Origin of the sequence: Streptomyces sp. NPDC056347 (genome assembly GCF_042262625.1) — a bacterium.
In the GTDB taxonomy this organism is placed as follows: Bacteria; Actinomycetota; Actinomycetes; order Streptomycetales; family Streptomycetaceae; genus Streptomyces.
Genome location: NZ_JBHJQP010000006.1, coordinates 1 through 20,269, shown reverse-complemented (window position 1 = coordinate 20,269; position 20,269 = coordinate 1). Strand labels below are relative to the sequence as shown.

The window sequence follows — 20,269 nt, the reverse complement described above, 5'->3', positions numbered from 1 at the left end:
GCGCCGTCACCGCGGTCGCCCGAGCGGGCCGTCGGGGCGCTGCCCGCTCGCCCCGGGGCGCGGTTCGGCAGGGCCGGGATCCCTTCCCGGGCACGGTTCCGAGCGCGGCTCCAGGCCGTCCGGGTCGGCGACGCCGAATCCGGTGGAACGGATCACAGAGGCGTTCGCCGCCGGGCTCCGGACATGCGGAGGCCGTTCCCCGGGGTGACCGGGCGGGTTCGCCGAATGGGCACTCGCCCGGTCACCCCGGGGCGGTGGTCATCCGAGCGGCAGTTCCAGGACGGCTTCCTGCCCGGTCGGTGAGGTGATGGTCGTGGTGGAGCCCTTCGTGCCGGTGAAGGCGTAGAGCCGGTCCCGGCTGTTGACGACCAGGATGAGGCGGTGGCCGTCGGCGAGGTCGTAGGCGGCGGGTTGGAGCGTCCAGTCGACGGTCCGGTCGGTGCCGGCGCTCACGTCCGTGGTGAACGGCTCGTGGGTGATGATCCGGGCGGTGCCGTCCGGGCCCACGTCGAAGAGGTAGGCGACCAGGGTCGCGGCGTCCCCTTCCTCGACGCGGACGGCGAGCCGGAGCCTGGCAGCGCCGCGGATGCGGCGGCCGCCCGCCAGCTCCTCGGTGGACCAGACCAGGAGTCGGCCGAGGTCGAAGCCGGCCGGGTCGTAGGCCTTGGGGTTGCCGAACCACTCTTTCTGCCCGGTCTCCATGATGTCGTCCATGGCGGTGGCGGTGGTCTCGTCCCCGGCGGTGAACGCCCGGCTCCAGCCCGCGGACGGCTTGTCGGACAGGGTGGCCCCGCCGCCCCCGTCGGTGCCGCTCAGGTACCAGGCCTCGGTGTCGGTGGTGGCCTCGGACCAGGAGCTCAGCGGTTCGCGCCGTGCCGCTTCGACGATCCGGTCACCGCCGAACCCGGTCGGTTTGGTCTTGTAGGTGAACATCACCTGGCTGTTGACCACTGGCCAGTCGGGTACCTCGGTGCTCTTCCCGAGCAGGTGGTGGTCGAGCCAGGCATAGGCCTCCGTCGTCGGCGCCAGGTAGCTCCAGAACGGTGTGCCGCCAGGCATGCCGGTCATGCCGACGCCTTCCGGGGCGCCGTGGTCACCGATCCACAGATTCAGGTGCTTGGGAACGCTGAGCTTCTCGAAGGCCGTGATCGCCTCGCCGACCGGGAACAGGCTCTCGTGCCAGGTGTTCGAGTAGAAGGTCGGGATGGACCGCTCGTTGGTGATGCCCACGTAGGTCTCCGGGGAACGCTCGGTGCCCCACTTCACCACCTCCTCCATGTTCTCCCCGTTCTGGAAGTTCTGGAGGATGCGCCACGTCTCCTCGTCGAACTTCTCCTTCTCCTTGCCCTCCTCGGCTCCGGTGAAGCCGATCAGCAGCTCCACGGCCTTCTCGTGCCGGGTGCCGTTGTCGTAGAGGCTGGTGGCCAGGTTGCCCCAGGTGCTCAGGGCGGCCACGGCGGCCACCCGGTTCTTCTTGTCGTGCGCGGCGACCAGCTGGCTGATGCCGGAACCGTAGGACAGGCCCATGAATCCGACGCCGTTCGGCGAGAACAGCCCTTCCGCGTGGTCGATCACGGCCGAACCGTCCGACCAGTCCTTCGGGCCGGCGACATCGATGAACCCGTCGGACGTGAACGGCCCGCCCGGCTCGCCGAACCCGCGGGGCGTGTACGCCAGCACGTGGTACCCGCGCGCCGCCAGGGAGAGGTAGCCGACCATGAACGGCATCCAGCCGTACGGGTTCCACCCGGCCGGCACGATCACGACCGGGCGCCGCTCCGGGGCGTTCTGCTTGATGGCGAACGCGGAGAGACCGATCTCCTCCGTCACGGGAATGCGGGGGAAGCTGACTCCGGCCTCCCGCAGGACCCGCTCGACCAGTTCCCGCAGCTCCTCGGGGAGCGCCGCGGCCGGGGCCGTCCCCTGGAGCGCCGCGAGCAGGGCCCGGGCGACGGCGAGCACCGACGGGTTGATGTCGAGGCTCGCGCCGCGCCAGATGCCGTTGGCAGCGATGTCTTCGAGGGTCGCGTCGGTGACCGACGCGGTGGGCTCTCCGCCTTCTGTGGTCATACGATCCGCTCCGTTCTTCTGTGGCTGGACGACCAGGACGCCCGTCGGGGGCGCCAGGCGGATCATGGACAGAAGCGAACACACCGAAACGGAAGGACGGTCGGCCGCACTCGATCGGATGGAGAACCTCATCCTGTGGCCCCGGGGCGTGGCACAATCCTTGGCCGGTCCGGGCTTGACCGGTGGCCTACTGCGAACAGGCCCGCAGGGGGGCGCGGCCGTCGGCGGAGTCCGGTCGCGGCGGCCTCGGGCGGACCGTGACGCAACGGTGACGGGTTGACGCCCCCTGACGGAACCCGGCCGATGCACCGGCCCCGCCGCGTTCGATTCGGCGAGCAGGGCACGGTGCACCGGGCGAAGACGCCGGCCTGCCTCGTCGCGATGAAATGCCAGACCATTCCGGCACCCAGTCATCAAGGCATTCGGGCCGTCGATCAGCCATATCCGTCTTGCCGAACCCGCGGAGCCGGGCTCACTGATTCTGTTGGTGATCCAGTGCGCAACCTGTGCCCGTGCCGCCGGGCGGCTCAGACGAACGCCGGGGCGGGTTTCGAAGTCCGCTGTCCCAGGCGCGTGTACTGCCAGCCGGCTGATCTCCAGCGCGCGGCGTCGAGAGTGTTACGGGCGTCGAGAATGCACAGGACCTGGGCACGTCGAGCTGCCATAACGGGATCGACGTCCTGGAACATCGCCCATTCGGTGAGATGAAGGATGACGTGCGCGCCCTTGGTAGCCACGAGGGGATCTGCGGTGAACGCAAATCCGGGGTGCCGCCGACGGGCGTTCTCCGTAGCCTGCGGGTCGCACACCGTTATGCGACCTCCCAAGTCCGATATCGCGTCGGCCACGGCCAGTGCCGGTGAGTCCCGGATATCGTCCGAGTCCGGCTTGAAGGCGGCTCCCCAGATCGTGATGTGCTTGTCCTCGAACGATCCGCCGCACAGCTCTCGGGCGAGTTCAACCGTACGGGTCCGGCGGCGTAGATTGATCGCGTCCACTTCCTTGAGGAAGGCGACCGAACCACCTACGCCCAACTCGGTCGCACGTGCGACGAATCCGCGGATGTCCTTGGGCAGGCACCCCCCGCCGAACCCGAGACCCGGAGACAGAAACCTGCTGCCGATCCGTGGGTCGTGCGAGAGCGCCTGCGCCAGCTGGGTGACATCGGCTCCCGCCACTTCACAGACTTCCGCCATGGCGTTGATGAACGAGATCTTGGTTGCCAGGAAGGAGTTCGCCGCTACTTTGACCAGCTCCGCCGTGGCGAAGTCCGTGGACAGGAAAGGGATCCCGGAATCGGTCAGGGGGCGGTACAGGTCTCGGAGCGTTTCCTCGGCGGTGACGCTGTCCACCCCCACGACAAGGCGATCGGGTGCCAGGGTGTCCTGGATTGCGCTGCCCTCGCGGAGGAACTCCGGGTTCCAGGCGAGTTCGATCCGAGCGTCCGAGGCGGCCGTCAGCCGAGCTATCCGCGCCCCCAGCCGTTCGCACGTCCCCACCGGAACAGTCGACTTCCCGATCAGTAGTGCCCGCCCGTCGATCAGCGGGACGAGCTCGTCGACAACGCTGTCGACATAACGCAGGTCCGCGGCATCGCTTCCCGGGAGTTGAGGTGTACCCACGCAGAGGAAGTGGACATCGGCGAAGTCGGCCGCTTCCGCGAAGGATGTGCTGAAGCGCAGTCGTCCACTTGCCGTGTGCTTGGCGATCAGCTCGTTCAAGCCCGGTTCGTAGAACGGGGCGTAGCCCTGGGAGAGTTCGCTGATCTTATGCGCGTCCCGGTCGACCCCGAGGACGTCATATCCAAGTTCGGCCATGCAGGCGGCGTGCGTGGCTCCGAGATACCCGGTGCCGATCACAGTTATGTTGGTCATGGTGCCTTTCTCAGCTCTCCGACGCGCACAGGCGAAGCGCCAGGTCGCGAACTTCGTCTCCGTAGGTCGGGTGGCTCGTCATGTAAGTCAGCTGGGCCTTGAAATAGCTGAGCATTGAGCCCGTGTCCAACCAGGTGCCATTCATGACCTGCCCGTAGACAGGGGATTTGGCCGCATGCCGGTGAAGGGCATCTGTCAGATAGATCTCGCCTTCGCTGTGCCGAGACCATGTTTCGACCGCTCCGCGTATCTCATCGACTACGCCCGGGGTCAGTACGTATCCGCCGATGGCTCCGAACGACGAGGGTGCCTCGTGAACAGCGGGCTTCTCCACCAGCCCCGAGATGAGGAATCGGCCCTCGCCCGTCTGCTTCTCGAGAACCGGGACCCCATAGTCCGGAGCGGACTGAGGTTCGATCGGTGTCAGAGCGATCACGGGCGCCTTCGTTGCCTGGTACGCCTCGATCAACTGCTGTGCCCGGGGCGTCTCGGAGACGAAGACATCGTCGGCCCACAGCACCAGAAAGGCCTCGTTGTGCCAATACCGGGCTGCGTTGAGGATGGGCGTCCCGTTGCCGTACGGGCCCTGCTGATACACATAGGAGATGTTCGCGAGGGAGGAAACGCGGCTGATCGCGTGTGCCAGCTGTTCTTTGCCCGTCGCTCTCAGCTGGCCTTCGAGATCCTCGTCAGGCGCGAAATGCTGCTGCACCAGAGCCTTGCGTCCCGAGACAACGATGGTGATGTCGGTGATCCCGCATTCCACGAGCTCGCGGACTGTGTGCTCGATCACCGGCCGGTCTCCGACCGGGAGCATTTCCTTGGGCAGGGCGCGGGTGAGCGGCAGCATTCTGCTGCCGATGCCCGCCACTGGGATGACGGCTTTCCGGATCACTGTTCCGTCCCCCGACTCTCGTTGTCTGCGTGCCACCACGCCGCGGTGTCCGCCGGCAGGACGAAGAGGTTGTCTCCGAGTCGGAGCGGAGCACTGGCCAGGAGGAGCTCGCCGGGGCGTTCCATCGTGATGTCGTGGGGGCCGAAGTTGACGGTGCACACGAACCCGCCGCCACGGCGGAAGCTCAGCTGCCCCGGTGGTGTGTCCTTGTCGTCGAGCCATTCGAACCCGTCGCCGTGGCGGTTCAGGGTGCGTCGCAGCTGCAGTGCCCTGCGATACAGGATCAGGGACGAATCCTGATCTTCGGCCTGGAGCTGTGCCCCCAGCGATGCCCACTCGTCCGGCTGCGGGAGCCAGGTGGCCGCGGAACCCGCGGGCCCGAATCCGTATGGAGCGGTGGTCCCGGACCAGGGAAGGGGGACGCGGCAACCGTCACGTCCTCTGTCGGTGTGCCCCGAGCGCTCCCACTTCGGGTCCTGCAGTGCGTCATCCGGAAGGTCCACGACCTCCGGAAGTCCGAGCTCGTCACCTTGGTAGATGTAGGCGGAGCCCGGCAGTGCGAGCATGAGCAGGGCTGCGGCCCGCGCGCGGCGCAGGCCCGAAGCGCCCCCGCCGAACCGGGTCACCGGCCGTACCTCGTCGTGGTTGGACAGCACCCAGCTCGATGAGGCACCGAGGCCGCCGAGCGACTCCTCGATGACCTGGCGTATGGCACGTTCGGACCAACCTGCCTTGATATAAGGGAAGTTGAATGCCTGGTGCAGTTCGTCCGGCCGCAGGTACAGGGCGAGACGATGTGTGGGAACCCAGGCCTCGGCGACCGCGATGCGGTCGTCGCCGTAGGTGTCGAGCACACGCCGCCACGCGCGGTGGATGTCGTGGACGTCGTCACGGTCCAGATAGAGGGACCGGTCCTCGGGAAGACACCCCTCGACGCGGTCCGGGTAGCCGGGAGCCTTGGCCATCCCGTTCGCGACATCGATGCGGAAGCCGTCCACCCCGAGGTCGAGCCAGAACCGCAGGATGTCCTCGAACTCCGCACGTACCTGTGGATTTTCCCAGTTCAGGTCGGGCTGCTGCGGCGTGAAGAGGTGGAGGTACCACTGGCCGGGCTGACCGTCCTGCTCGATGACGCGTGTCCAGGCCGGCCCTCCGAAGATCGAGGGCCAGTTGTTCGGGGGCAGTTCCCCGTGTTCGCCCTTGCCCTCGCGGAAATGGAATCGACCCCGGGCTTCACCGCCGGGCCTTTCGGCCAGGGCTTCGACGAACCAGGGATGCTGGGAGGAGGCGTGGTTGGGCACCACGTCGACGATCACCCGGAGCCCTCGCTGGTGTGCGTCGGCGAGCAGCTCCTGGAAGTCCGCCAGCGTCCCGTACGAAGGGTCCACGTCACGGTAGTCCGCGACGTCGTACCCCCCATCGGCCATGGGTGACGTGTAGAACGGTGTGATCCACAGTGCGTCGACGCCCAGATCGACCAGATAGTCGAGCTGGCTCCGCACGCCCCGTAGGTCCCCGATGCCGTCGCCGTCGGAATCGCGGAAACTGCGGAGATACACTTGGTAGATCACAGCGTTCTGCCACCAGTCGGCGGCAGCGGCGACGCCCACGTCAGCGTCCTTCCGCGGTCAGGACCGTGGCCAGCTGCGGCGGAGCGGGCGCGGGACCGAGTTCATCGGCCAACTGCTTGATCCCGTCCGCCAGGGACACCTGCGGCTCATAGCCCAGTTCCCGCAGCCGGGTGATGTCGGCGACGAGGGCGTAGCTGTCCGTCAGGTCGCTGCGGTCCACGGCGACGTCCGCGGCGGTCCCGGTGGCTGCCTCGATCAGCGCGATCAGTTCACGCAGCGAGTGGCGCGTGCCCGAGCCGACGTTGTAGACAGACCCCGGCTGTCCGGCGCGGGCCGCGACGAGCAGGCCACGGGAGAGGTCGTCGACGTGGACGAAATCACGGGCCTTGATGTCCAGATCACCGACGACCTGGATCTGCATGCCGTTGAGCTGCCATCTCAGGAATTGGCCGACCTCCGCTCCGGCGCGGCGAGGGTCTTCACCGGGTCCGTAGACGACGAAGGCGCGGGCCGAACTGGCATCGATGTTGTAGGTGGCAACGTAGGAGTTGAGCCAGTGCTCGACGGAGAGTTTACTGGCGCCGTACGGATAGAACGGTTGGCAGCGGTCGTGCTCCTCGCAGGGCGAGGTTTCGGGCCGCCCGTAGACCATGGCCGATGAGAGGTAGAGCAGCCGCGTACCGGCGTGGTGGCGGACGGCTTCCAGCACGTTGATGCCCACGGTTGCGTTGGACGCGAAGTCGAGCAGAGGGTTCTGCACGGATACGGTCCCGCTGGGATTGCCCGCCAGGTGGAAGACAACATCCACATCCGCCAGAGCCTCGCGGGCCGCGGCCTGGTCCTGCAAGTCGGCCGTGACCGCCTCGACGCCCGGCATCGGGGGGGCGGGACGGTTGTCGACGCTGCGGACGCTCAGCCCAGCGGCCAGGAGCGTACGGATCAGGTTCTGGCCGACGAAGCCGGCTCCCCCCGTGACCGCAGCTCGGCGCAGATCACGAGTGGGCCATCCGCGGACGTCAGTCATGTTCGGGTCCTTCCGAAGTGGTGCGGCGGTTCCCCCGCCAGTGCAGATACAGGAGGTACGCGGCCAGACTGGCGCTGTCGACGAAACGTCCCTGGTTGATCATTTCGGTGAGCTGCTCTTCGGTGACGTGCTCGTGGCGCATGTCCGCCTCGGTGACCTCACGGCGCGGTGTTCCACCGCTGAGTTCCTCGGCGACGAACACATGCATGCCCTGGTTGGTCATTCCGTGAGCTGTGTCCAGGCGCCCCAGCCAGTGAAGGCGTTCGGCTCGCAAGCCGGTTTCCTCGACCAGTTCGGCTCGGGCCAGATCGGCTTCGTTTCCGGAAGTCCCGGAGGGCCAGGAACCCTGAGGAAAGGCCCATCTGCGCGCCTGAACGGGGTACCGGAACTCTTCGACCAGCCAGAAACCGGTGGCTGAACGCGGGATGATCAGGGCGAAGTCGGGCTTGTCGACGTAGCCGTAGATCCCTTCGTGCCCCGATGCGTGCAGGACGCGGTCTTCCAGTACCGTCATCCAGGGGTTGGCGTACACGGCCGTGCTGCCCAGCGTCTCGATCACGACGTCATCCCTCCGTCGACGGCGAAGATCTGTCCGGTGATGTCTGCCGCCGCCGGTCCGTTCACCAGCATGCCGACCACGGCGGCGATGGATTTGCGCTCCTGGAACCGGCCCGCCGGAATGCGCCTGAGCGTCCGCGCCTCGATCTCGCTCTCGGAGCAGGATTCACGGTCCGCCTGCCGGCGGAAATCTTCCGCGATCATGTCGCTGGCGACAATCCCCGGAGCCACCGCATTCACCCGTACCGTCGGCCCCAGTTCGACTGCCAGGGCGCGGACCATGCCGTCCAGCGCCGCCTTGGAGGCCGAGTAGGCGCCGATCAGGGACTGTCCCCGCTGCCCGGCCTGACTGGAGATCGCCACTGCGACGCCGCCCTTCCCGGCCCGCCAGTGGGGGAGTGCCGCGGCGATGGCCAGGCCGAAGCCACGGACGTTGACTTCGAAGATCTCGTCCCACTGGCTGGGGGCGAGGTCTTCGAGCGCGCCGACGTGAGCAACACCCGGGCAATACACCAACGCGTCCAACCCGCCCATCCAGGCTGCGGCCTCCGCCACCGTGCGGGTGATGGCCTCCGGGTCGCGTACGTCGAGTTCGACACCGTGGTAAGCAGCGGCATCAGCAGCAGCGATGGTGGGCACCGTACGGCCGGTCGCGGTCACGCGGGCGCCTGTCGCGCAGAGGTGCTGGGCAACGGCCCCTCCGATAGCACCCGTTGCTCCGATGACCAGGCATCTGGGTGTGCGTTGCGATGCTGGATCGGGAGAGGTCATGACACGGTCCTTCCTCGGGAGCGGCACGTGGAGAGCAGGGCGCAGGTCTCATCGAGCGCCCAGTCGTCGAATTCGAACGAGATCTCGTCCCAACCGTCGTCGGCTGCCCGCTCGACGAGCTGCGCCACGTCCTGGCCGCCAGGGTGCTTGAGCGCGATCTTGAGTACGCCCTGAAGGGGGCGCGGGGCATCGCTGCGCAGTTCGGCGAGCTTCGCCCCTGCCCGCGCGACAGCGGCAGGGTCATTGCCGGGGGCGACTGCCAGCCAACCGTCGCCGTAGTCCAGCACTCGCCGGGTTGCTGCGGGGGACATCCCGCCCACCAGGACGGGAGGCGCCGTCCCGGGCGAGGGCTGGGGCTCGTAAATGACGTCGTCAGGAATGTCGTAGTGCTCCCACCGGGCCGCCCGGCGTCCCTGTCCCCAGCTCGCACGGATGATGTCCAGCTCTTCGTCCATGCGCCGACCGCGCGTGGCCGGGTCCCAGCCGAGCAGTGCCATCTCCCGGCGCGACCAGCCCGCCCCCACGCCGAGACGATATCTTCCCTCGCTGAGGTCGGCCAGTGAGGCGGCTGCCTTGGACACCTCGACCGGATGCCGTTGAGGCAGTACGAGCACCGATGTGCCGATCTTCATTCGATCGTTGACACAGGCGAGGTAGCCACAGGTGGTGAGGGCTTCGTACTGCGGCAGGCCCGGATCCCACGTGATCTCGCCAGTCGGGGAGTAGGGATAGGTTTCCGCCCCTACGGGGAATGCCGCCAGGTGGTCGTTCACCCACAGCGAGGTGCAGCCGGCGTCCTCCAGCCTCCCTACGATGCGTCGCAGTTCTCTGCCGGTGAGCCGCTTCCGATTGGTCGGCAGGGCGACGCCGAGTTCGAGCTGCCCATCGGTATCGGGGCGGGTCATCCGGCCCGCTCCTGGAGCTGTCCGTCCAGGCCGTCGCCGGACCACGATCCGCGATGCGGCCCGTAGCGGCGCGCCGCGACGCCATCCTCGTACGGAAGGCGGGACGCGGGAGAGCACAGCTCCATCTGCAGCCCCCACGGGGTGGTGAAGTACAGCCATCGGCTTCCCGCGATCGGCCCCTCCTCGATGAGCTCCGGCGCGCCTTGGCAGGTCACCCCCTCCAGCTTCCGGAGGTAGGCGAAAGCCGCGTCGATGTCATCGACGTGAAGCGCCAGATGATGCCCGCCGATGTCGCTGTTGCGAGGCATGCCGGTGTTCTGGTCGGGACTGTGGTACTCGAAGAGTTCGAGGTTGAAGGTGGGCCCCATCCGGAGGAGGGCCACCCGGCAGCTGGCGGCGGCATGCACGTTCAAGCGCTCCCGCATCCACTCTCCCCGGCTGATCGGTCCCTCGACATAGAGCAGGACGGCACCCAGATGGGAGACGAAGAACCTGCAGGCGCTCTCCAGGTCCGGCACGGTGAAGGCGACGTGGTCCACGTTGCGAGCCGACGGGATCCCGTCGCCCTTGTGGGAATTGATCTCGTCGATGTTCATGCGGGGGCCTCGCCGGACCCGAGGGCAACTGGTGGTGAAGGCCACTCGAGTCCGGGCCAGCGGGCCGGAATCCGGGCGTGGAGGGCCTGGGGGAGGAGCCGTATGCGAAGCAGTTCGGCGCCACCTTCCGCAGCTGTCGCACGGGCAGGTTCGTCCCCGGGAGCGATGAGCATCATCTGTCCCGAGAGCAGGGTCACTTCGCAGGCCCCTGTGATGCGAAACGTCGCGCTTCCCCGGCTGCAGTAGACGAGTTCCAGGCAGTCCGGGTCGAGGAAGGGACCCGGTTCTCCCGAGTCGGCTGCCGTGACGTCCATGACCTGGACCTCCGACCAGAGCATTCCCCGGCGTGCCAGGGAGGCCCAGTGCGTTCCTGCCGACTCCCGGAACGCCGGGGGTGCCGGTGTGATGATCACTGCTCTCCGCCTTCGACTTGGGAGCGAACCCAGAAGAAAGTGGCTTCGCTGGACGCGCGGAGCTCGGCCTTCTCCCCGAGCGTGAGGGTGACGCCGACACCCGCTGCGAGTGCGTGGCTGCCATCGGCGTCGGAGATGGTGGCTTCACCACTGACGAGGTAGCCGAAGATCTCGCAGTTCTCCGCCAGCAGGTCCACCACGGCGTCCTCGTCCAACTGCTCGTAGTGGGCGTCGAGGAGCGGAGCCGCGTCGAAGGGGCGCAGGTCGATGTGCTGGAGGGCCGCGAGGTCGACGGGGTGCATTCGAGCGGTTGGAGAAGTCACGTCTGTTGATTCCTTCGGATTGGTAACCGGGTGGAGAGCGGCTGCTGCCGGCACCTCGACCACGAGCCAGTGGAAGTCGCCCGGTCCGGTGTTACGGATGCCGTGGGTGCTCGACAGGGTCGTCAGCGCCATATGGCCGACAGACATGGGGCATGTACGGCCGTCAAGCGACAGCTCACCCTCGCCGCCGATCACCAGATAGATCTCGTTCGTCCTCGTGTGCCGGTGCAGCCCGCTGACTCCACCGGGTGCCAGACGAGCGAGTTCCACTCCCTCCCAAGGGCCCCGCAGAGGGCGTCCCGGTACGAGCTGACGCCAACCGCTCTTTCCTGCCGCGCCATGGACCCCGGTCACCGTGGCCCAGGTGCCGTTGATGCCTTCGACGATGTACATCAGAGATCCCTCGCGATCCGCCGGACTCGCGTCAGCGCGTCGACGAGCTCGTCGTTCGTCACGTCTTCCAGGAACTCCGCGGAACCGGGCTCCACGGGCACTGGAATGCGCTGCATCCCGCCCCGGTGAGCCGTCGCCTGGGCCAGGCCACGGACGAGGAGTTCCGGGGTGGTCGCAGGGTGGCTCACCGGCAGGCCCAGTCGGGACAGCGTGGACATGATCTCTTCGAGGGGGCCGTCGGCGAGCAGGCCACGCTGGTTGGACAGTGCGCAGCACAGCGCCATGTCGAGAGCGACGGCCTCGCCGTGCAGGAGCTCCGGCAGCACTGCCATCTCCAGCACGGGGGAGAAGGTGTGGCCGAAGTCCACGAGGCGCTGCAGGTCCTTCTCCCACAGGTTCGGCTGGAGTTCGGCCAGCATGCTGTGGATGGCGCGGCTGAGAATCTCCTGAGCGTCGGCTCTGATCGAGAGATCCGTGGACCCGAGGCCCGTACGTATGAGTTCGCCGGGCTGCGCGGCGATGAGTTTCCACAGAGCCACGTCGCACATCAATCCCATTTTCGCGATCTCCGCCATGCCGTTGCTGACATGCCGGGAGGGCAGGGTGGCGAGGAACTGCGGGTCGAGCAGAGCGCTGACGGGCGGGTGGTACGAGCCGATGATGTTCTTGTGGCCGTTGTGGTTGATGGCGGTCTTAATGCCCACACCTGCGTCCACCAGCCCGATCAGGGTGGTCGGAATACGGATGTAGGGGGTTCCGCGGCGGTAGGAGCCGGCCACCCAGCCCACGACGTCGAGCAGGACACCACCGCCGATGACCACGATCGGCTCGCGCTTGCGGTCGATTCCGAAGCCGTCGATGGCCTCGACGACCCGGTTGGCCAGATGCTGGTTCTTCACCGACTCATCAGCTGCGAGGGACACCACGTGGCCGGCAAGGTTCCGGTGATCCAGGTAGGCCAGCAGCCGTGCTCCGTACAGGTCGAAGACCTTCTGTTCCACGATGACCAGGCGGCGGCGTGAAGATCCGCCGAATGCCTCGCGCTCGAGGTCGTCATTGCCGGGATCGAGCAGGTCCTGGCACGTGCGGACGCTGTAGGAGACCGGAAGAGCCGAGGAGACACGCCAACTGGAACCGGTGGGCGAGCCTGTCAGCGCGGGTTCTTCGAATGGGCGAGGGGCAGTGAGGACGGCGGGAGGATGCGTCATGGAAAGCTCCTTGGAAGGGGGTCAGGTCCACAGCGGCTGGCGGGCTTCGATCGTCTGTCCCGTGACGAACCGGGCCTGCGGAGTGAGCAGGAATTCGGCGAGTGCGAGGTTGTCCTCCACCGCCGGGAGGTCGGGGAACGCCTCGGTGCGACCGAGCGTGTCCGCTCGCAGGTCGAGATGCCTGCGAGCGAGCGGGGTGTCGGCCGAGATCCCGATGACATTGGCACGTACGCCCAAGGGTTCGGCCTCCTGGGCCAGGCACCGCGCGAACTGCTCCGCGGCGGCCTTGGCCGAGGCATAGCCGGCGAGGGTCTCCACGGGCACCCGTGCGGCCCGCGAGCCGACCAGCACGATGCTGCCCTCACCGTTCTGGGCCATGAGCGGAAGGCAACGGTTCACTGCGCGGACGAATCCCAGAAGAGTGACATCGAACAGCGCGGACAGATCCTCGATGTCGAGTTGCCAGGAATGGCCCACGGCTGCGGTACTCGATGGGCAGTACACCATTCCGTAGGGGATGCCGTATTCCTGGACGACGCTGTCCACGAGCCGGGTCATCTGGCCGTCGTCGGTGACGTCGACCTGCCGGTAGTCGAAGGCGGTGCCGGGCGGGGTCGACGAACGAGCGGCGCCGATGACCGGCGTATCGCTGCTGTGCAGGCGCTGGGCAAGCGCGAAGCCGAACCCGGAGCTTGCTCCGAGAACCAGGACGGGGCCGCTGCGGCCCGATCGGGGGGTGCCGGCGTCAGTCAATGCGCTCCTCGTTTCGGTGGAAGGAAGGGGCGAAGATCCGCCGGTGATCGGATGCTTCGCGGCTGGTGGTGAAGTGCTGGGCCGCATGGGCTGCGGCTGCCCGGCCGAGCCCGGATGCCCTGGCCGTGTCGTTGAGCAGGCAGTCCACCGCCTCGGAGAACTCGTCGTCCCCTGCTGACCCGCGGAGCAGAAGCCCCGTCTCGTTGTGGGCGATCTGACTCGGAATCCCCCCGACACGGGTTGCCACGACGGGGCGGGCCTTGAGCATCGCCTCGGTCACCGTGAGGCCGAAGCCTTCCTGTACAGAGCGCTGGGCGACCACGGCCGCCCGTCGTTGCAGGGCATTGACCACGCGCGCATTGCCCACTTCGTCATCGAGCGCGGTGCACACCAGGTGGGCGCGGCTCCTGATGGCAGTGGGAAGACCGCTCCACTGCCGGACGACATTCTCGAGGACCGTCTTGGCCTCGGGATCATCGGCGACACTCTGCGGAGAGGGACCGCACAGGACGAGTTGGGCCGAACGGTGCAACGCGGAGCCGGCGAAGGCCCGCAGCACCCCTTCCATGTCCTTCAGCGGATCCCAGCGCGACACCTGCAGAATCACCGGGTCCGAGCCCAACCGGCCCTCGGAGACCAGTTCGTGATCGTGCCGCACCGGTGCCGACCGAGGTCCGGTCAGTCCCACCGACGCAAGAACATCGCCGATCTCGGTGGCGCTCATCAGCTCGTTCTTCGCTGATGCCGGGTCTATGGAAGGAGGGACGATCTCGACGCGATGCTCTGCCGCCTGAGCCGGCACAAGCGACTGGTGGCTGAAGATCAGCGTGATGCCCGGGGGCCAGAAGCGGCTGAGGTACTGCCAGGTCTCGTCGGCGACGTTGTTGATGGCAGCCGTGCCGATGTGGCAGCGCCACGCCACGGGCACCCCTGCCTCCGCAAGGATCGGTGCCAGAGGGAGTGTCTGCGGATCATGCAGCAGTACGGTGTCCTGCGCGGCGAGGTGCGGGAGCAGACGCAACGCATTCTGTTCGGCGAACTCGAGGAAGACAGCGTGCTCGCGCTCGTCGGGCAGGCCTCCCCGATCCACCCCGTGCAGGCGGTGATGGATGCGCTTTGTCGCAGTGAACACATCGGTGTTCCGACTGGTCACGAAGCGACAGTGCGTCAGTTGCGATTCCGGCTGAGGGAACCTGCACAGGGCGTCGAGTATCTCGGCCACGCCGCCGCCACGAGCTGTCGTATTGACGTGCCACAGCTTCATCGGGCATCCGCCGAGCGGCCGCGTCGGAAGTGCTCTCCGAACTCGGGCCAGCTGGTCAGCAGCGGCGAGGCACCGTTGACGCGGCAGTGCGTCAGGTACCCGTGGCTGTCCAGCTCCGCGGTGAAGAAGGGGTCCTGCCCCCCGGGAGAAGTGATCTGCAGGAGCTGAGGAGTGCTCCCGCTCTCCTCGCTGATGTGCACAGTGCCCAGATCGGGGTGCCAGAAGGAGTCGCCGGCCGGGCCTGCCTTCCGTACGAAATCCATCAGGCGCTTCGTGCCACCGCGCACCAGCAGGGAGAGCTGGGCGACCTGCCGGTAGGCGGGGTCCTCGCAGGTGTCCAGGAAGCGCTGGATTATCTCGGGATCCGTCTCCCTGCGGCGCACCGTGCTCGAGATGTTCGCCGGGTGCATCCGATAGATGTAGGTGGCCTGTTCAGGCCTGGAGATGACGGCGCCTGCCGCGGACATCCTGATCCACAGGTCCCAGTCCTCGGCGCAGCTGCAGGGGCGGTATCCGCCCACCGTCTCGTAGAGCTCCTTGCTGAAAAGCGTCCCCACACCGAGAAAGCTCAGGATCAGCATCTGGGCGAGCTGTTCGCCGGCGTCGGGCAGCCGCTCGGCGATGGCTTCCGGGACGCTCCCCGAGTCGCCCGAGAGGAGCATTCGATGCGGGGCGATGAGACCCGGGGTGCGCCGGTACGCCTCGGTCATCACGGCAACGTGCTGCGGCAACAGGATGTCGTCCGCGTCGAGCTGGATGATCAGCTCCGAAGTTGCCTCGGATATGGCCGTGTCCCGCGCCCGCCAGGTCCCGGACCGTTCGGTGAACGTGATCAGACGCAGCGGAAGCAGGCCTTGCCACCGGAGTATCCGGGCGTTGGTGTCGTCCTCGGAGGCGTCGTCGACAACGATCACCTCGTTCGGCGGTGTGGTCTGCGTGGCGAGGGAAGCGAGCGCCGCATCGATGAATTCCGCGCCGTTGCGTACAGGGATGATCACGGCGACACTCGGCCGCTCGGTGGGAGAGGGCATGCTGAAGACCTTCACATGGTCGGATGGATTGAGGATTTTTGAGAACAAAAGCGCATTTACGCGGTGTTCTTGACCCATGAGTCGTACAGACCCCGGTAGATGCCACCCTGCTGAATCAGTGAGTCGTGCGGTCCCTGCTCGACTATGCGCCCCGAGTGGAAGACGAGGACGCGATCGGCGTTCTCCGCGCTCGACAGACGGTGGGCGATGTGAAGGGCGGTACGTCCATCGACCAGTCGTGTCATGGCGTGCTGGATGCGCTCCTCGGTCGCAGGGTCCACCGAAGACGTGGCCTCGTCCAGGATCAGGACATCCGGATCACTGATGTGGGCCCGGGCGAGTGACACCAACTGGCGCTCTCCCGCAGAGAGTCCGGCCCCCTGCTCACCGACCGGAGTATCCAGCCCGGCCGGCAAGGCCGCGAGCCAGTCGCTGAGCCCCAACTCTGCGAATGCTTCCCGGATGTCGTCGTCCGCCGCCCCGGGGCTTCCGCAGCGCACGTTCTCGGCGACTGTCCTGTCGAACAGGAACGGGTCTTGGGGGACCAGGGCCACGCGGTGCCGGAGCTCCTGGAGAGGAATGGCGCCCAGCGGCTCGCCGTCGAGCGTCACGACACCCGAGCTGGGGTCCGCGAGCCGAACGATCAGGCTTCCGAAGGTGCTCTTGCCGGATCCGGTGTGGCCGACGACGGCCACCTTGCTCGCTCCCGCGATGGCCACCGAGACGTCCCGCAGCGCCGGAGTTCCGTCCGGGTAGCAGAAATTGACGCCTTGGAACTCGAGAGCTCCGGCCTTGCGGGGGGTGTCACGGGCAGACACCTCAGGCCCTGTGACATCGATGGGGGTATCGAGAAGGCCCAGCACGCGCCGCCAGCCGGCGATGGCGTCTTGAGTCTGGTTGATGATCTCCACTCCCAACTGCACCGGCGTCACGAACAGCGGGATAAGGAAGAGCACCGAGATCAATGCGCCGACGGTTATTTGCCCGTGCGTTCCGAGAATCACACCCACCGCGATAATTCCGGCTGTCGTGAGACCGGGGATCAACTCTCCAGCGATAAGCGTACGAGTCGTTATGAGCTGCCCTTTCCACTGCCGGTGCTTCAAATCCTCCACCGCGTGGTCGATCCGATTACTGGCAGGCCCCTGTATGCCGTATGCGCGGATCACGCTTGCGCCGGCGAGAGTCTCGGAGATTACCGAGGTCATCCTCCCGAAGCTCTTCCGTACGGCATCGAATCGCTGTTTCGTCAATTTTTGAAAAGATTGAACCAGGACGAAGAGCGGAACGAACCCCACGAGCACGAGAGCGGCGAGCTCCCAGGAGTAGGTGGATATGAGGATGATCGCGAACAGCATCTGCATGACGCTGATAATCACCGCCAGACCCATGTCCTGGAGGAAATTTGTCACTGCATCAATGTCTGCGGTGACGCGTGAAACAAGAGCCCCGCGCTGATCGCCCTGAAGGCGTAGCTGAGACAAACGATGGACTCTCTGGAATGCCTCGACACGCAGTTCGGCAATACCCGCCTCGCTTCTCCGGGAAAGACGCCAATTCATGGCCGCAGAACTAAGCGCGCCAATGACGGCTGCTATTCCGGCCAGTGCAACGCACATGGCGACGACAGGCACATCCACGCCACCCGGGCTCTCTATGCCGTCATCAGTTGCCATCTGGATGGCCATGGGGATGACGACCCTTCCGGCCGCCCCGATCGCACCCAGGGCCAGCGTGACGATGATCCCGTCAGTGAAATGGTGTGACGCCATGAGGCCGCGGGCCAAGATTGACCGACCGCTTCCCTCGGCCTCTCCAATGGAAAAGTCGGAACTCATATCGGAACTCATAGGTCACCTGCTGTGTGCGTTTTCGTCTGCTGTGAACCTGGGGTTCTGAGAACGCTGTAGGAGTCGATGAGAGTGCGGTAGGGGGAGCACCGCTGATACAGTTCAGACGGACTAGCCTGGTCCAAGATTTTCCCATGGGCCATGTATGCGACGCGATCAGCTATATCAATAGCCGAACGACGGGAACTGACTACCAGAACTGCCGACGTGAGGCTGGAATTCTGCAGTTTGCGCAGAATCGTTTCTTCTGCCTCCGCGTCCACTGCAGATGTCGCATCGTCAAGAATCAGAAGTTCCGGTTTCCTGAGCAGCGCACGAGCGAGACTGAGACGCTGCCTCTGCCCTCCGGAAAATCTCGACCCTCTTTCGCCTACCGAAGTATCCAAGCCATCAGGCAATGCCCGGACAAAGCTCTCGGCGTCGGCTGTTCTCAGTGCCTGCCATACCAACTCATCATCGTCCTCTCCCCGCAGTGCGATATTTGCTCGCACCGTGTCGTCGAAGAGGAAGCTCTGCTGCGCTGCCAGAGAGATACGGTCACAAGCCTCGTCTCTGGGCACGGAGCGCAGATCAGTGCCGTGCAACCGCACAGCTCCGCCCGTTGGATTTATGAGGCCGGCCATGAGATGGGCCACCGTGCTCTTTCCGGATCCCGTTGGTCCCACGAGCGCGACGACCTCTCCGGGGGCGACCGCCAGCCCGATTCCATCCACCGCCCTGGAATTGCCTCCGGGGTAGACGAATGAGACGGAGTCCAGCTCGAGCATTCTGGAACCTGTGCCCTCTGTGTGCCGGGAAATTTGTTCATCCGGTTCGGAGGGAGATTCTTGAGCAAGAATTTCTTGAACGCGATCGAACCCGGCGACGGATCGCGGAAGGTCCTTGAAGACGTTCCCGATAATCCGCAAAGGGAAGGTGATCACTGTGACAAGGTAAGCGATATGTACGACGTCACCGGCGGCAATATGGCCGCTCCGGATCCGCACTGCACCGACCAGGATGACGCCAAGAACAGCGAGGTTGGGAAGCAATTCCAACGCTGGCTCGAAGAACGATCGAGCGCGTCCGAAAGCAATATTGGAACTGCGCAGCCGGAATACCGATTCACGAAACCTTTCCGTTTCTCGGTCCTCCATTCTGAGAACTTTAACTGCGAGAGATCCATCAAAGCTCTCGTGGGCAATGGAACTTACTTCCCCGCGGTATTTTTGTGATGTGATCGCATGTTGCGCGGAGAGATTTTGGTACGTGCGGTTCAGCCAAAGAATCGCGGGGAAGAGGAGAATTCCGACTCCCGCCAAGGCGAGATCGGTGAGGACCATGTCAATGGTGGACGCCGCCAGCAGAACGACCACGCTGAACAATAGTGGAAGCCTGGCGATCGGCAGCCAAGCGGCCTCGATGTCAGAATTGGCTACAGCCAGCATTTCGCCTACCGGACGTCGCTGGAGCCACGGGTACGGAGCAGTTATGTAGCGGCTTGCCACACGCCGACGGTATGTGGCCTGAAGGCGAAACTGTAGTTGCCCGCCAAGGAGTCGTCTGACGAGAAAAGCAAACGTTGACACAACGGATATAGCTGCGAGCGTAAGACACGCTTCGGTCAGCTGAGCGCCCGGAACGGAACCCTTGTGGAGCGCGGGCACGACTACATCGTCCGTCACTTTTCCCAATACCCGCGCAGTTGCCACGGTGAGGAGCGCGTATATGCCACTCGCAGTAGCTGCGGCTGTGAAGACTCGAGGCTCGGAACGGACCGATGTGAGAAGGACCGATATCCCTCGGCGCAGGAGATTACCGGTGGGCTGCAAGGGGCTATTCCTTTCCCTGCTGACACTCCATCATTCCGACACTTCTCGGGATGACCGAAGACGTACTCCAGGTGATTCGACAAAAGTAGGTAAGCGCTTTCTGCGACCATGATCATCACCTGAAGGGATGTGCTCCGTCAAGAGGTGCCCAGATCCGGGCGGTGCGGGATTCCGCTCGAAAGGATCGAGTCATTAACTGGAAATGGTGAGGCTTGTTGGTGATGCGGCGGACATGGGATCGATGTTCAATTTTGTTGACTAGTTAGCGAAAATGTCTGATCTTGGTGTGTCGCGTTCATGGTGATTTATTGCTTATCGCGCCAATGGTGATTCGCGCCCTGGGATGTGTTCTCGGTAGTGGCAGCTGTGTGGGCGATGCCTGGCGTCGTCTTCTCCGGGGCGACCGGTTCAGGCGTTGTTCGCCGTGACGTAATCACTCGTTGAGATGTCCATGACGGATCCGGTGGGGCGTCTGATGCCGGATGAGTTGTGGGTGCTGTTCCGGCGGGTGGTGCCGCTCATCCGCGGAATGCCCAGCTGGCTGAGGGCGGCGGGTGCATCCGCGCTCCGCGGGCCCCGGAGAGGCGTCGAGTCCTCGCAGCGGCTCGGCCGCCACCGCCGGGTCGTCGAACCTGGATGAACGCGAGATGCCGGGCGCGGCCGTCGCGGGCGACTGAAGTCGCCGTTTCCCGGACTGGGCGTGGTGTACCTGGGCGTGAGCGTCGTCCGTCCGGGACCGAACGGGCCAGGCGCTCGGCGGCGGTCAGCACCACCCCCACGGCAGCGCGTATGGCCACGTACCTGTCCCCCGGATCCTGCGGCAGGCTGATGAGTCCGAATGATTTCGACTGTCCCCCTCTTCCTTCCACCTCACTGGATCTTCAAGGAGGCAGGAAGAGCGGTAGTGACCAGCATGTTGATGGCCCGCCGACCGTCAGGTCGGCGGGCCATCGTGATCG

16 protein-coding genes are annotated in these 20,269 nt (G+C 65.7%); all 16 read right to left on the bottom strand.

The features are described 5' to 3' along the window. Positions 1–258 precede the first annotated feature (258 nt). A complete protein-coding gene (locus ACFCV8_RS02880) occupies positions 259–2,070 on the bottom strand; it encodes a CocE/NonD family hydrolase (protein ID WP_376683462.1) in 1,812 nt (603 codons plus the stop codon). A 527-nt stretch (positions 2,071–2,597) separates the two neighbouring features. After that, positions 2,598–3,944, bottom strand: coding sequence for a UDP-glucose dehydrogenase family protein (locus ACFCV8_RS02875; protein ID WP_376683461.1), 1,347 nt, complete (start codon positions 3,942–3,944; stop codon positions 2,598–2,600). Between the two features lie 10 nt (positions 3,945–3,954). Then, positions 3,955–4,839, bottom strand: coding sequence for a UTP--glucose-1-phosphate uridylyltransferase (locus ACFCV8_RS02870; protein WP_376683460.1), 885 nt, complete (start codon positions 4,837–4,839; stop codon positions 3,955–3,957). After that, complete coding sequence (locus ACFCV8_RS02865; RefSeq protein ID WP_376683459.1) at positions 4,836–6,449, bottom strand: alpha-amylase family glycosyl hydrolase; 1,614 nt, start codon at positions 6,447–6,449, stop codon at positions 4,836–4,838. The genes ACFCV8_RS02870 and ACFCV8_RS02865 overlap by 4 nt, the downstream gene beginning before the upstream one ends. 1 nt (position 6,450) lies before the next feature. After that, the gene (locus ACFCV8_RS02860; RefSeq protein ID WP_376683458.1) at positions 6,451–7,434 is read right to left on the bottom strand and encodes an NAD-dependent epimerase/dehydratase family protein; all 984 of its coding nucleotides are present in this window, start codon (positions 7,432–7,434) and stop codon (positions 6,451–6,453) included. After that, positions 7,427–7,993: an NUDIX domain-containing protein gene (locus ACFCV8_RS02855; RefSeq protein ID WP_376683457.1), complete on the bottom strand. Its 567-nt coding sequence runs from the start codon at positions 7,991–7,993 to the stop codon at positions 7,427–7,429. The genes ACFCV8_RS02860 and ACFCV8_RS02855 overlap by 8 nt, the downstream gene beginning before the upstream one ends. Further along, positions 7,990–8,763, bottom strand: a complete 774-nt coding sequence (locus tag ACFCV8_RS02850) for an SDR family NAD(P)-dependent oxidoreductase (protein WP_376683456.1) — start codon at positions 8,761–8,763, stop codon at positions 7,990–7,992. The genes ACFCV8_RS02855 and ACFCV8_RS02850 overlap by 4 nt, the downstream gene beginning before the upstream one ends. Next, positions 8,760–9,668, bottom strand: coding sequence for a TIGR03619 family F420-dependent LLM class oxidoreductase (locus ACFCV8_RS02845; RefSeq protein ID WP_376683455.1), 909 nt, complete (start codon positions 9,666–9,668; stop codon positions 8,760–8,762). The genes ACFCV8_RS02850 and ACFCV8_RS02845 overlap by 4 nt, the downstream gene beginning before the upstream one ends. Further along, the gene (locus ACFCV8_RS02840; RefSeq protein ID WP_376683454.1) at positions 9,665–10,264 is read right to left on the bottom strand and encodes a VOC family protein; all 600 of its coding nucleotides are present in this window, start codon (positions 10,262–10,264) and stop codon (positions 9,665–9,667) included. Before ACFCV8_RS02840 ends, ACFCV8_RS02845 begins: the two co-directional genes overlap by 4 nt. A gap of 409 nt (positions 10,265–10,673) precedes the next feature. Next, positions 10,674–11,393, bottom strand: a complete 720-nt coding sequence (locus ACFCV8_RS02835; RefSeq protein WP_376683453.1) for a cupin domain-containing protein — start codon at positions 11,391–11,393, stop codon at positions 10,674–10,676. Next, a complete protein-coding gene (locus ACFCV8_RS02830; RefSeq protein WP_376683452.1) occupies positions 11,393–12,601 on the bottom strand; it encodes a sedoheptulose 7-phosphate cyclase in 1,209 nt (402 codons plus the stop codon). The genes ACFCV8_RS02835 and ACFCV8_RS02830 overlap by 1 nt, the downstream gene beginning before the upstream one ends. Positions 12,602–12,622: 21 nt before the next feature. After that, positions 12,623–13,354 (bottom strand): SDR family NAD(P)-dependent oxidoreductase, encoded by a 732-nt coding sequence (locus ACFCV8_RS02825; RefSeq protein WP_376683451.1) that lies wholly within the window; start codon positions 13,352–13,354, stop codon positions 12,623–12,625. Beyond that, the gene (locus tag ACFCV8_RS02820; protein WP_376683450.1) at positions 13,347–14,618 is read right to left on the bottom strand and encodes a glycosyltransferase; all 1,272 of its coding nucleotides are present in this window, start codon (positions 14,616–14,618) and stop codon (positions 13,347–13,349) included. The genes ACFCV8_RS02825 and ACFCV8_RS02820 overlap by 8 nt, the downstream gene beginning before the upstream one ends. Next, positions 14,615–15,649 carry a glycosyltransferase gene (locus ACFCV8_RS02815; RefSeq protein WP_376683449.1) on the bottom strand — a complete coding sequence of 345 codons (1,035 nt, stop codon included), beginning with the start codon at positions 15,647–15,649 and terminating at the stop codon, positions 14,615–14,617. The genes ACFCV8_RS02820 and ACFCV8_RS02815 overlap by 4 nt, the downstream gene beginning before the upstream one ends. A gap of 56 nt (positions 15,650–15,705) precedes the next feature. Beyond that, positions 15,706–17,499 (bottom strand): ABC transporter ATP-binding protein, encoded by a 1,794-nt coding sequence (locus ACFCV8_RS02810; RefSeq protein ID WP_376683448.1) that lies wholly within the window; start codon positions 17,497–17,499, stop codon positions 15,706–15,708. Further along, a complete protein-coding gene (locus ACFCV8_RS02805; RefSeq protein ID WP_376683447.1) occupies positions 17,496–19,190 on the bottom strand; it encodes an ABC transporter ATP-binding protein in 1,695 nt (564 codons plus the stop codon). The genes ACFCV8_RS02810 and ACFCV8_RS02805 overlap by 4 nt, the downstream gene beginning before the upstream one ends. Between the last annotated feature and the right edge of the window lie 1,079 nt (positions 19,191–20,269).

Excerpts from the sequence above, each read along its gene's own strand:
- ACFCV8_RS02880 (WP_376683462.1), bottom strand. The coding sequence starts at position 2,070 with ATGACCACAGAAGGCGGAGAGCCCACCGCGTCGGTCACCGACGCGACC.
- ACFCV8_RS02875 (WP_376683461.1), bottom strand. The coding sequence starts at position 3,944 with ATGACCAACATAACTGTGATCGGCACCGGGTATCTCGGAGCCACGCAC.
- ACFCV8_RS02860 (WP_376683458.1), bottom strand. The coding sequence starts at position 7,434 with ATGACTGACGTCCGCGGATGGCCCACTCGTGATCTGCGCCGAGCTGCG.
- ACFCV8_RS02850 (WP_376683456.1), bottom strand. The coding sequence starts at position 8,763 with ATGACCTCTCCCGATCCAGCATCGCAACGCACACCCAGATGCCTGGTC.
- ACFCV8_RS02845 (WP_376683455.1), bottom strand. The coding sequence starts at position 9,668 with ATGACCCGCCCCGATACCGATGGGCAGCTCGAACTCGGCGTCGCCCTG.
- ACFCV8_RS02840 (WP_376683454.1), bottom strand. The coding sequence starts at position 10,264 with ATGAACATCGACGAGATCAATTCCCACAAGGGCGACGGGATCCCGTCG.
- ACFCV8_RS02835 (WP_376683453.1), bottom strand. The coding sequence starts at position 11,393 with ATGTACATCGTCGAAGGCATCAACGGCACCTGGGCCACGGTGACCGGG.
- ACFCV8_RS02830 (WP_376683452.1), bottom strand. The coding sequence starts at position 12,601 with ATGACGCATCCTCCCGCCGTCCTCACTGCCCCTCGCCCATTCGAAGAA.
- ACFCV8_RS02820 (WP_376683450.1), bottom strand. The coding sequence starts at position 14,618 with ATGAAGCTGTGGCACGTCAATACGACAGCTCGTGGCGGCGGCGTGGCC.
- ACFCV8_RS02815 (WP_376683449.1), bottom strand. The coding sequence starts at position 15,649 with ATGCCCTCTCCCACCGAGCGGCCGAGTGTCGCCGTGATCATCCCTGTA.
- ACFCV8_RS02810 (WP_376683448.1), bottom strand. The coding sequence starts at position 17,499 with ATGAGTTCCGATATGAGTTCCGACTTTTCCATTGGAGAGGCCGAGGGA.